Source organism: Amycolatopsis kentuckyensis (assembly GCF_002155975.1).
Lineage (GTDB): Bacteria > Actinomycetota > Actinomycetes > Mycobacteriales > Pseudonocardiaceae > Amycolatopsis > Amycolatopsis kentuckyensis.
The window spans coordinates 1-10,842 of record NZ_MUMI01000124.1 but is presented as its reverse complement, the minus strand read 5'-3'; the positions used below and the strand labels follow the sequence as shown (position 1 = coordinate 10,842).

Annotated in this window: 11 protein-coding genes and 2 pseudogenes; 6 read left to right on the top strand and 7 right to left on the bottom strand. The window is 69.0% G+C overall.

Annotated features, from left to right (window positions below; all coding sequences use genetic code 11):
* From CCN39_RS49380 to CCN39_RS13280, 4 genes and pseudogenes are all read right to left on the bottom strand, one after another.
* A pseudogene (locus tag CCN39_RS49380) lies at window positions 1–120 on the bottom strand (sulfurtransferase); the annotation flags it as partial.
* Window positions 121–149: 29 nt separating this feature from the next.
* Window positions 150–584, bottom strand: coding sequence for a DUF4395 domain-containing protein (locus CCN39_RS13290; protein ID WP_086841807.1), 435 nt, complete (start codon window positions 582–584; stop codon window positions 150–152).
* Between the two features lie 268 nt (window positions 585–852).
* Entirely contained in the window at window positions 853–1,281 is a 429-nt protein-coding gene (locus tag CCN39_RS13285; RefSeq protein ID WP_086841805.1) for a TlpA family protein disulfide reductase, read from the bottom strand.
* A gap of 11 nt (window positions 1,282–1,292) precedes the next feature.
* Window positions 1,293–2,192 carry an LmeA family phospholipid-binding protein gene (locus CCN39_RS13280; RefSeq protein ID WP_086841804.1) on the bottom strand — a complete coding sequence of 300 codons (900 nt, stop codon included), beginning with the start codon at window positions 2,190–2,192 and terminating at the stop codon, window positions 1,293–1,295.
* A gap of 152 nt (window positions 2,193–2,344) precedes the next feature.
* Here CCN39_RS13280 and CCN39_RS13275 point away from each other — a divergent pair, with 152 nt between their 5' ends.
* The 6 genes from CCN39_RS13275 (at window position 2,345) to pstB (ending at window position 8,260) form a co-directional block, all read left to right on the top strand.
* Entirely contained in the window at window positions 2,345–3,100 is a 756-nt protein-coding gene (locus CCN39_RS13275; RefSeq protein WP_167455069.1) for a winged helix-turn-helix transcriptional regulator, read from the top strand.
* 70 nt (window positions 3,101–3,170) lie between these two features.
* Window positions 3,171–4,076 (top strand): mycothiol synthase, encoded by a 906-nt coding sequence (mshD, locus tag CCN39_RS13270; protein WP_086841800.1) that lies wholly within the window; start codon window positions 3,171–3,173, stop codon window positions 4,074–4,076.
* A gap of 227 nt (window positions 4,077–4,303) precedes the next feature.
* Window positions 4,304–5,434 (top strand): phosphate ABC transporter substrate-binding protein PstS, encoded by a 1,131-nt coding sequence (gene pstS, locus CCN39_RS13265; RefSeq protein ID WP_086841798.1) that lies wholly within the window; start codon window positions 4,304–4,306, stop codon window positions 5,432–5,434.
* 198 nt (window positions 5,435–5,632) lie between these two features.
* Window positions 5,633–6,553, top strand: coding sequence for a phosphate ABC transporter permease subunit PstC (gene pstC, locus CCN39_RS13260; RefSeq protein ID WP_086841797.1), 921 nt, complete (start codon window positions 5,633–5,635; stop codon window positions 6,551–6,553).
* Window positions 6,554–6,555: 2 nt separating this feature from the next.
* Entirely contained in the window at window positions 6,556–7,473 is a 918-nt protein-coding gene (pstA, locus tag CCN39_RS13255) for a phosphate ABC transporter permease PstA (protein WP_086841795.1), read from the top strand.
* A 10-nt stretch (window positions 7,474–7,483) separates the two neighbouring features.
* Window positions 7,484–8,260 (top strand): phosphate ABC transporter ATP-binding protein PstB, encoded by a 777-nt coding sequence (gene pstB, locus CCN39_RS13250; protein ID WP_020642202.1) that lies wholly within the window; start codon window positions 7,484–7,486, stop codon window positions 8,258–8,260.
* A 60-nt stretch (window positions 8,261–8,320) separates the two neighbouring features.
* Here pstB and phoU read toward each other — a convergent pair whose 3' ends face one another.
* The 3 genes and pseudogenes from phoU to CCN39_RS51040 form a co-directional block, all read right to left on the bottom strand.
* Complete coding sequence (phoU, locus tag CCN39_RS13245; protein ID WP_086841793.1) at window positions 8,321–8,986, bottom strand: phosphate signaling complex protein PhoU; 666 nt, start codon at window positions 8,984–8,986, stop codon at window positions 8,321–8,323.
* A gap of 83 nt (window positions 8,987–9,069) precedes the next feature.
* Window positions 9,070–10,470 (bottom strand): LCP family protein, encoded by a 1,401-nt coding sequence (locus CCN39_RS13240; RefSeq protein ID WP_086841791.1) that lies wholly within the window; start codon window positions 10,468–10,470, stop codon window positions 9,070–9,072.
* A 2-nt stretch (window positions 10,471–10,472) separates the two neighbouring features.
* Window positions 10,473–10,842: pseudogene (locus CCN39_RS51040) on the bottom strand (hypothetical protein); the annotation flags it as partial.

Here is a 10,842-nt window from a genome sequence, read left to right as displayed (position 1 = left end):
CTGGACACCCCCGGCGTCGTGTTCGCCGAGGTCGACGAGGACACCACCGCCTACGACGCCGGGGGTGTCCAGGTTCTCCTCGGCCCACTGGGTGGTGACCAGGACGTCTTCACGGCTCATGGGACAGAACTCTCTTTCTGGGTTGTTCTTCAGGACGACGCGCGGGCGGGACTGAAGCGTTTGATCAGCAAGTACATTTCGCAGCCGAGGCAGAAGTCGAAAGCCGCGTTGAGGAAGGCCGCGAACAGCGCGAACGCCGTCGCGACGATGCCGAGCGTGGTGACGTCGAGCGCGAACCCGACCGTGCCGATCAGCGCGAACACGAACCCGACGGCCTGGGCGAACCGCAGCGGCGCCGCGTCCTCCCGCTCGGAGGTCGGGCCGAGGCGCGGGGCCACCAGCGCGCGGTAGACGATCGAGTACGGCGCCTGCTTCAACCCGACGAAGGCGCCGATCGCGAACACGACGGTCTGGACGGCCAGCAGCGGCCACCACTCGGTGACCAGCACGACCGCGAGCACGATCGTGGTCAGGATGGCGGCGAACCGCGGGCCTCGCGGGTCGACGGCCGGTCCGGCGGACATGGTGCCTCCAGCTGGAGCAAGGGGTGCGTGCGAACGGCACGCGTCAGCGGCATCAGGGCTGGCGGGGACCGGATCGAAAGGGTTCAGTGCCGGTCGGACTGAACGCGACACAGGCTGCTGCGGACGCGGCAGAGGTCGACTGCGCGCCGCTGCGTCAGGAAGAAGCTGGTCAGCCCGGTCACGGGTGCGAGGGTACCCAGAGCTCCCTCAGAGTGGGAACCACGTTCATACCTTGGGACGATTCCCGTTTTCTGGGACAACACCCTGGTCAGGGTGTCCGCGTTGTGAGATGCGGGCGCAGGGCGGCGAGCAGCTCGGCGCCCTTGGGAACGCCGCCGACGCGCAGGAGCTCCCGGCCGTCCGGGGTCAGCGCGATCGTGGTCGGCGTCCGCAGCACGGACAGCGACTGCGCGACCTCCGGCTGGTTCGTGACGTCGAGTTCGACGTGGTGCAGGCCGTCGGTCCGCTCGGCCAGCGGCGCGAGCACGGCCTTCGCGTGCCGGCAGGGCGCGCAGAAGGTGGTGGAGATCTGGACCAGCGTCACGGCGGACGCCGGGTCGAGGGCGGCGGTGACGGGGGCGGGCAGCTCCCGGGCGGCGGGCTTGGCGGCCCGCACCCGGCCGTTGCGGGCCTTGAGCAGCGCGCCGACGGCCGCGGCGGCCACCAGCGTCGCCACGAGCACCCACAGTCCCGTCACCGGCCGCTCCTCTACTTGCTCAGGTCCGCGAAGGACACGTTCGCCGCCTTGCCCTTGATCGTCACCGATCCGCTCTGCACCCGCACGCCGGTCGGGGTGACCGACAGCGGCAGGTCCTTCGTGCTGATCGACGCGTTGAAGTTCGGCATCAGCGCCTTCTGCACCGCCGCCGGGACCACGGTGGTCTCCTGGTCGTTCCCGAACTGCAGCCGCTTGGGGACGAAGTTGATCGTTCCCTTGGCGGCGTCGGCTTCGATCATCGCGAAACAGAAGATTTCCAGATCCTTGCCCGCGAACTGAAGGTGTCCCGAAATGCGGACACCGGTGCGCGACTCGTCCTGGTCGGCCTGGCCCTCGGTGGTCTTCGTCGTGGTGGGCGTGGGCTCGCTCTGCCCGGCGTCGCCGTTCTCGACGTACTCGGTGGTCGAGGGCTCGATCCGCAGGTCCTTGATCTTGTCCAGCGGCGCCAGGCGGGCCAGGTCGGCGGCCTTGATGGTGACCGAGCCGGTCAGCTCGCCGATGGTGATCGCCTTCGTGTTGCCGTTCGTGATGTCGGACAGCGGCGCCTTGACGTTCTCGAGCTCGGCGTTCACCGCGACGTCCTGGAGCTTGCCCGCGACCGGCACCCCCGCGGCGGACACGCTGATGTGACTGTAGTCACCGCCGAGCGCCTGCGTGAGGAACGGGAAGCCGTGGATCGTCACCGACGGGTCGTCGCTCAGCTGCAGCTGCGTGCGGGCCTTCTGCGAAATCATGTGCTCGGCGTACGCGGCGGCCCCGAAATCGGCACCCACCAGCAGCAGGACCAGCACGATCAGGGCGATCACCCAGCGCCGGGCCCGGCGGCCGCGGCGTCGGGCGTCGGGCCTCGGTGCGGGTCGGTCGTCCCGGGTCACGGGCCTGCTCACCATCGCGTCCGTACTCCTGTTCGTCGGGGACACCCGGATTCCTCCAGGTGTGATCGATCCAGCAAGGGTTAGGTGCCCGGCCGTTCAGCCGCTATTCTCACTTAGCACCGACCAACGCCGCTCTGCGGCGACGACTCGAGAAGGCGGTGCGGCTGATGAGCCTGGACCTTCTGGTACTGACTGCGGAGGCCGACGCCACCTCGGTGCTTCCCGCACTGGACCTGCTGCCGCACACCGTACGCGTCCGCGCTCCCGAGGTGACGGCCCTGCTCGACGCGGGTCACCGTGACGTGATCCTCCTCGACGCCCGCAGCGACCTGGCCTCGGCGAAGAGCCTCTGCCGCCTGCTCAAGGGCACCGGCGAGGATGAAGCGGCCACCCCGATCATCGCGGTCGTCGGCGAAGGCGGGCTCGTCGCCGTGAGCGCCGAGTGGCGCACCGACGACATCCTGCTGCCCACCGCGGGCCCGGCCGAGGTCGACGCCCGGCTGCGGCTGGTGACGACCCGCGACGGTGGTTCCCAGCAGGTCGACGCCGAACTGCGGGTCGGCGAGCTGGTCATCGACGAGGCGACCTACACCGCCCGCCTGCGCAAGCGCACCCTGGAGCTCACCTACAAGGAGTTCGAGCTGCTCAAGTACCTCGCGCAGCACGCCGGCCGGGTGTTCACCCGTGCCCAGCTGCTGCAGGAGGTCTGGGGCTACGACTTCTTCGGCGGCACCCGCACGGTCGACGTCCACGTGCGACGGCTGCGCGCGAAGCTCGGCCCGGAGCACGAGCAGATGATCGGCACCGTGCGCAACGTCGGCTACAAGTTCGAGCGGCCGGCCAAGAGCGGCGGCCCGCGGCCGGGCGTGCCCGCGCAGGCGAGCGCCGAGCCCTCGGCCGAGACTCCCGAACTCACCCACTGATCCCCCTTCCGCACACGGAAGACGTCTCGCACAACCGTCGCGTTGCGTCCGTCACGGGTACGGTCGCAGGGTGAGCGGAGACGGCGAGTGGCGCCAGGAACTGGACGGACGGCAGCTCGAGGACGTGCGAGGCCTGCTGCTGGCCGTGCGCGAAGCGGACGGGCGTCCCGAGGTCGAACCCGCGGGCGCGCTGCCCGGCGAGTTCGACGGCGGTGAGCACCTCGTCGCCTGCGTCGAGGGCGAAGTCGTCGGCTACGCGCACCTCGACACCACGGGCGACTCCTTCGGGCACCAGGTCGCCGAGCTGTTCGTGCACCCCGCCCACCGAGACCGCGGCTACGGCGCGAAGCTGCTTCAGGCGATCGACGAGCGGGCCGCGGTCGGCTTCCGCGTCTGGGCGCACGGCGACCACCCGGCCGCGCAGAAGCTGGCGGTGAAGACGGGCCTGGAGCGCAAGCGCGAGCTGCTCATCCTGCACGTGGACGTCGATGGCTCGGACTGGCCGGAGCCGGTCCTGCGCGACGGCGTCTCGCTGCGGACGTTCGTGCCGGGCCAGGACGAGGACGCCGTGGTCCGGGTCAACGCGCTGGCCTTCGACTGGCACCCCGAGCAGGGCGCGCTGACCGCCGAGGACATCCGCGCCGACGAGCGGCGGGCGTGGTTCGACGCGGACGGCTTCTTCCTCGCCGAGAAGAACGGCGAGGTCATCGGCTTCCACTGGACGAAGGTGCACGAGCCGGCCCCCGGCCGGTTCGGCGGCGAGCGCGTCGGCGAGGTGTACGTCGTGGGCGTCGACCCCGCCGCGCAGGGCGGCGGGCTCGGGCGGGCGCTCACCCTGGCCGGGCTGCGGTACCTCGCGAGCCGCGGTCTGCGGCAGATCATCCTGTACGTCGAGGGTGACAACGCGCCGGCTTTGGCGGTCTACACCAAGCTCGGGTTCGCGCGTCACGAAACCGACGTCCAGTACGGTCGGTGACCACGGTCGACGCCGTGCGAGCACGTCGTCACTGACGGCATACGTGCAGGTCACGGCCCGGACACGGCGGCCTCTCGGAGGAGTAGCACTGCTCACATCCGGAGGTCTGTTCACTTTCCGTTCATTTGTTCACGGCCGACCGTCCATCAGCGCTGCCTAATGTCCGGATCCGGCACGGCGACCACCGCCGCGGCCGAACGGCGAAGCTCCTGATGGAGGAAACAGCAGTGAAGATCATGCGGCCCCTGAGCGCGGTCGGCATCGTGGCGAGCGCCGCTCTGGTGCTCGCCGCCTGTGGCACTGACCCCGCGGCGTCCAACAGCAGCGGCTCGAACTCGGCTTCGGCGCCCGCTGCGACCGGCACCGCCGATGTGGAGTGCGGCGGCAAGAGCCCGCTCTCCGCCGAAGGCTCGTCGGCGCAGAAGAACGCGATCGACATCTTCACGCAGCAGTACAGCAAGAAGTGCGCCGGCCAGCAGGTCAACTACAACCCGAGCGGTTCGGGCGCGGGCGTCAAGCAGTTCAACGCCAACCAGATCGACTTCGGCGGCTCGGACTCGCCGATCAAGGACGCCGACGCGGCGGCCGCGAAGGCCCGTTGCGCCAGCGACGCCTGGAACATCCCGCTCGTGGTCGGCCCGATCGCGGTCGCCTACAAGCTGTCCGGCGTGGACAAGCTGACGCTGACCCCGTCGGTCACGGCGAAGATCTTCAGCGGCGCCATCACCAAGTGGAACGACCCGGCGATCAAGGCGGTCAAGGGCAACGAGAGCCTGAACCTGCCGGACAAGGCCATCCAGGTCGTCTCGCGCGCCGACGAGTCGGGCACCACCGACAACTTCCAGAAGTACCTGGGCGCCGCGGCGAAGGCCGACTGGACCAAGGGCGCCGGCAAGAAGTTCAACGGTGGCGTCGGCAACGGTGCGCAGGGCTCCAACGGCGTCGCGACCGCGGTGAAGGCCTCCGACGGCGGCATCACCTACGTCGAGGGCGCGTTCGCCAAGGACGGCCTGACCCCGGCCCTCATCGACAGCGGCTCCGGCGGCGTCGAGCTCAACGCGGCGAACGTGGCGAAGTCCCTCGACGCGGCGAAGTTCCTCAAGGACGGCTCGAACGACCTCGCGCTCGACCTCAACGGCATCTACGCCAGCAACACCCCGGGTGCCTACCCGCTGCTGCTGACGACCTACGAGATCGTCTGCTCGAAGTACGCGAACCCGGACGTCGCGAAGGCCGTCAAGGCGTTCCTGACGGTGGCCGCCACCGACGGTCAGCAGCCGCTGTCCGCCAAGGGCTACGTGCCGATCCCGCAGTCGCTGCAGACCAAGGTCCTGGCCGCCGTCAAGGCGATCTCCTGACCTGGCATTGCGACTGACATCCGAGTGATAGAGGCTGGTCAGAAGTAGCTGATGAGCGAGTCATCCTCGACGCGAACGCCCACCGGCGACCCCGGTGGGCGTTCGTCGTCCGTCACGACGCCCCCGGAGGTCCCGATTTCGGAACAGCCAGGCTCCCCGGCGGCGCCGCAGCCGCCCGCGAGCGAGAAACCGAAGAAGGTGCGGCCCGGTGACCGCATCTTCCAGAACCTGACCACCGGGGCCGGGATCTTCGTCGTCGCCCTGATCGGCCTGATCGGGCTGTTCCTGCTGATCCAGGCGATCCCGGCGTTGCAGGCCGACAACGTCAACTTCCTGACCAACCACGGCTGGTCGACCAGTGACCCGGCGAACATGTCGTTCGGCATCCTCGACCTGCTCGAGGTCACCGTGGCGACGTCGGTGGTGGCGCTGATCATCGCGATGCCGGTCTCGCTGGGCATCGCGCTGTTCCTGACCCAGTACGCGCCGCCGCGCCTGGCGCGCCCGTTCGCGTACGTCATCGACCTGCTCGCCGCGGTGCCGTCGATCATCTTCGGCCTCTGGGGCATCCTCGTGTTCGCCCCGGCGATCGAGCCGTTCGCGCAGTGGATCAACGAGACGTTCTCGTGGTTCCCGATCCTCGCCCCCGGCAACGTCGCGCCCAGCGTGCGCGGCACGATCTTCACCGCGGGCATCGTGCTGGCCGTGATGATCCTGCCGATCATCACGTCGCTGTCCCGCGAGGTGTTCGAGCGGACGCCGACCCCGCACATCGAGGGCGCGCTGGCCCTCGGCGCCACGCGCTGGGAGGTCATCCGCACCACGGTGCTGCCGTTCGGCAAGGCCGGGTACGTCGGCGCGTCCATGCTCGGCCTCGGCCGCGCGCTGGGCGAGACGATCGCGCTGGCCGTCATCCTGCTCATCCCGCAGGGCAAGAACTTCGACTGGAGCCTCTTCGACGGCGGCGCCACGTTCGCGTCGAAGATCGCGGCGAACTACAGCGAGTTCAACAACGAAGTCTCGGCCGGCGCGTACATCGCGGCCGGCCTGGTGCTGTTCGTGCTCACCTTCGTCGTCAACTTCTTCGCGCGGTCCATCATCGGCAAGAAGGGGGACTGAGCATGACCACCACCTCGCTCGAAGCGCCCGCGTCGACCCCCGCCTTCCAGCAGGTCAGCCTGGGCCGCAAGGTCAAGAACGGGCTGGCGACCACGCTGGTCTGGCTGTCGTTCCTGATCGCCGTCGTCCCGCTGGTGTGGGTGCTCTACACGGTGGTCGCGAACGGCATCAAGCGCATCCCGTACTCCAACTGGTGGTCGCAGGACCTGGGCAACTTCCTGTCCGACGAGGTCGGCGGCGGCGTGCTGCACGCGATCATCGGCAGCCTGCTGCAGGGCCTCGTCTGCGCGATCATCGCGGTGCCGATCGGCATGCTCGTCGCGATCTACCTCGTCGAGTACGGCCGTGGCAAGCTCGCGAAGGCCACGACGTTCATGGTCGACATCCTCTCGGGTGTCCCCTCGATCGTCGCCGCGCTGTTCATCTACGCGCTCTGGATCACCACGTTCGGCCTGCCGCGCAGCGGTTTCGCCGTGTCGCTGGCCCTGGTGCTGCTGATGATCCCGGTCGTCGTCCGCTCGTCGGAGGAGATGCTGCGGATCGTCCCCGACGACCTGCGCGAGGCTTCCTACGCACTGGGTGTGCCGAAGTGGAAGACGATCATGAAGATCGTGCTGCCGACGGCGATGTCCGGCATCATCGGCGGCATCATGATGGCGCTGGCCCGCGTGATGGGCGAGACGGCGCCGCTGCTGGTCCTGGTCGGCTACTCCGCCTACACGAACTGGGACATCTTCAGCGGCGAGCAGGCCGCGCTCCCGCTGTTGATGAACAACGAGCGCGTCACCAACTCGATGGATCCCGGCTCGGTCGGCTTCGACCGGATCTGGGGCGCCGCACTGACCCTGGTGCTCATCATCGCGCTGATCAACCTCCTCGCCACCGTGTTCGCGCGCCTCGTCGCCCCGAAGAAGAAGTGAGCTGTTCCTGATGGCCAAACGACTCGATGTCAAGGACGTCGACATCTACTACGGCAAGTTCCACGCCGTGGACGGTGTCACCCTTTCCGTGCCGCCGCGCAACGTCACCGCGTTCATCGGCCCGTCGGGCTGTGGCAAGTCGACGGTGCTGCGCACGCTCAACCGCATGCACGAGGTCATCCCCGGCGCCCGCGTCGAGGGCGACGTCCTGCTGGACGGCGAGAACATCTACGCGTCGTCGGTCGACCCGGTGCAGGTGCGCCGCACGATCGGCATGGTGTTCCAGCGCCCCAACCCGTTCCCGACGATGTCCATCAAGGACAACGTCGTCGCGGGCCTGAAACTGGGCGGCACCAAGGGCAAGAAGACCCTCGACGACATCGCCGAGCGCGCCCTGCGCGGCGCGAACCTGTGGAACGAGGTCAAAGACCGCCTGAACAAGCCGGGCGGCGGGCTCTCGGGCGGTCAGCAGCAGCGGCTGTGCATCGCCCGCGCGATCGCGGTCCAGCCGGACGTGCTCCTGATGGACGAGCCGTGCTCGGCCCTGGACCCGATTTCCACGCTGGCGATCGAGGACCTGATCGGTGAGCTGAAGAAGGACTACACGATCGTCATCGTCACGCACAACATGCAGCAGGCGGCGCGGGTTTCCGACCAGACGGCGTTCTTCAACCTCGCCGGCGTCGGGCAGCCGGGCCGGCTGGTGGAGCTGAACGACACGGAGAAGATCTTCTCCAACCCGGACGAAAAGGCCACGGAAGACTACATTTCCGGCCGCTTCGGCTGAGTCCACAGTGGAATGGAAAAAGCCCCCGGCCGCGGCCGGGGGCTTTTTCGTTGGGGTGACTCAGATGTCGTCGTCGGAGCCGTAGCCCGGCATCTTGCCGGTGACCACGAAGATCATCCGCTTCGCGACCGACACCGCGTGGTCGGCGTAGCGCTCGTAGAACCGGCCCAGCAGCGTCACGTCGACGGCGGAGGCCACGCCGTACGGCCATTCGCGGTCCATGATGACGGTGAACAGGTGGCGGTGGATGTCGTCCACCTGGTCGTCGTCGGACTCGAGCGTCTTCGCCGCTTCGACGTCCTTCGACTTGATGACCTGCTCGGTCTGGTGGGCCAGCTTGACCGCGACCTCGCCCATTTCGGAGAAGTACGGGCGCACCGACTCCGGCAGCACCGGATCCGGGTGGCGGCGCCGCGCGGCCTTGGCCACGTGCAGCGCCAGGTCGCCCATGCGCTCCAGGCTTTCGGCGGCGTGGATCGCCGCGAGCACCGTGCGCAGGTCGGTCGCCACGGGCGCCTGGAGGGCCAGCAGGGCGTACGCCTGCTCCTCGCACTGGGCGCGGGCGTCGTCGACCTTCGAGTCGTCGCTGATCACCTGCTCGGCGAGACTGAGGTCGGCCTCCAGGAGGGCGCGCGTGGCGCGCTCCATGGCGTCGGCGACCTGGACCGACATCGCGGCCAGGTTGTCGGCGAGCTGTTCGAGTTCGACATGGTAAGCCTCACGCATGGCCCAACCCTACGGCCAACCGTGGCCAAATACCGCATCGCCGGGTGAACCGCACGTGAACCCGGACTAACGATCCTCGCGGATCAGCCGTTGCTGGTGCTCTTCCGGGTGGTCGTCGACTTGGAGCTGCCGCTGCTCTTCGACTTCGACGTGCTGGTCGGCGGCGCCTGCTCGCTCACCGGGACCGGCGCGTTCGGGTCGGGCAGCGGGGTGTTGTTGCGCAGCGCGTCGAAGAGGGCCTTGGTCTTGCTGACGACGAGGACCTCGTTGCCGCGGTTGTTGGCCATGCCGACCGTCGGGACGGTCAGGAACGCGATCTTCGCCGGGTCCAGGCCCTTCATCGACTGCGCCAGCGTCATCATCTGCTTGACGCCGAGGTTGTCCCCGAAGGTCGCCTTCGCGAAGGCGTTGATGAAGTCGCTGAGCTTGCCGGGATCGAGCACGACGTCCGAGGACATGACCTTCTTCAGCAACGCGCCGATGAACTCCTGCTGCCGCTTGATCCGGCCGTAGTCGGACGTCGGGTCGCCCTTGACGTGCCGGGCGCGGACGAAGTTCAGCGCCTGGTCGCCGGAGATCGTGACGTCGCCGGTCTGCAGCAGCACCTTGCCGAGGATGGTGTCGTCGATCGGGATCTCGTTGTGGATGGTGACGCCGTGCACCGCGTCGACCATCTCCTTGAAGCCGTTGAAGTCGATGCCGACGAAGTGGTTGATCCGCAGCCCGGTGATCTGCTGGATCACCTTGGTGACGCAGGCCGGCCCGCCGACCGCGTAGGCGGTGTTGAGCTTGGCGAACTTCGCGCCCTTGTAGACCTCGTCGGTGGTCTTGCTCTGCGCCGGGTCCCACTTCTGGCAGTCCGGCCGGTTGATCTCGAGGTCGCGCGGGAAGGACGTGACGACGACCCGCTTCCGGTCGGCCGGGATGTGCGCGACCATCACGGTGTCGCTGCGGGCTCCGGGGGTGCTGTCGGCGGTGCCGACGCCTTCCTCGGCGGACGCGCCGTCGCGGGTGTCGGAGCCGACCATCAGGAAGTTCTCGTCGTTGGCCTGCGCCTCGGCGTCCTGGATGTCGGAGGAGTTCTCGTCGAGCGCGGAGACCTGGGTGAACTTGGCGTCGAAGTAGGTCTGGGCGCCCCAGGCACCCCCGATCCCAAGGAAGACGAGCCCGGCCACCACGGCGGCGGCGATCCGCCCGGCCAGAGCCGTTCGCCGCTTCTTTTCCTGCTGCCGGTTTTCCTGCTGCCGGCTCAGTTCGGCCTGCACGGCCTCTTCTTCGGCGGAGGGACCGGCGGTGACAACGCGCTGCAGGGCGGTCCGGGTGCTCTCGAGGATGGAGGCGGGCGAGAGCCGTTCCCGCCGTTCCCGCCGCTTGGCTTCCTCGGCTTCCATCTCATCGTGGGCGGCGGAGAACCGGGCGAGGGTGTGATCGATCTTGCGCCGGTACTGGGTCGCCTCGTCGATCGCTTCCATCTCGTCGGTCATGGTCAGCGGATCAAGAGCGGCCCGCGGAGGAACGGCGGAACCTTCACCCGCGGCACGCGGGGGAACACCTTCGGCGCGGCGGGCCGCCAGGTCATCCGGGGCGGGGTGCGGAGCTGCGGCCCCGTCGGCGGTGCGGCGGGCTGCCGAGTTGTCGGTTGCGCGCTGGGGCGCGGCCCCTTCGGCGGTGCGGCGGGGCGCCGGGCCGTCCTGGGCGAGGTGCGGAGCTGCGGTCCCTTCGGCAGCGCGCCGGGGCGCCGGGCCGTCCGCGGCGGGGTGCGGAGCTGCGGCGCCGTCGGCGGTGCGGCGGCCTGCCGAGTTGTCGGCTGTGCGCTGGGGTGCGGCCCCTTCGGCGGCGCGGCGGGCTGCCGGACC

Coding starts and splice junctions, on each gene's coding strand:
- CCN39_RS13280 (WP_086841804.1), bottom strand. CDS start 2,192: ATGGTGAGCAGGCCCGTGACCCGGGACGACCGACCCGCACCGAGGCCC.
- pstA (WP_086841795.1), top strand. CDS start 6,556: ATGACCACCACCTCGCTCGAAGCGCCCGCGTCGACCCCCGCCTTCCAG.
- CCN39_RS13240 (WP_086841791.1), bottom strand. CDS start 10,470: ATGACCGACGAGATGGAAGCGATCGACGAGGCGACCCAGTACCGGCGC.
- CCN39_RS13275 (WP_167455069.1), top strand. CDS start 2,345: ATGAGCCTGGACCTTCTGGTACTGACTGCGGAGGCCGACGCCACCTCG.
- CCN39_RS13290 (WP_086841807.1), bottom strand. CDS start 584: ATGTCCGCCGGACCGGCCGTCGACCCGCGAGGCCCGCGGTTCGCCGCC.
- phoU (WP_086841793.1), bottom strand. CDS start 8,986: ATGCGTGAGGCTTACCATGTCGAACTCGAACAGCTCGCCGACAACCTG.
- pstB (WP_020642202.1), top strand. CDS start 7,484: ATGGCCAAACGACTCGATGTCAAGGACGTCGACATCTACTACGGCAAG.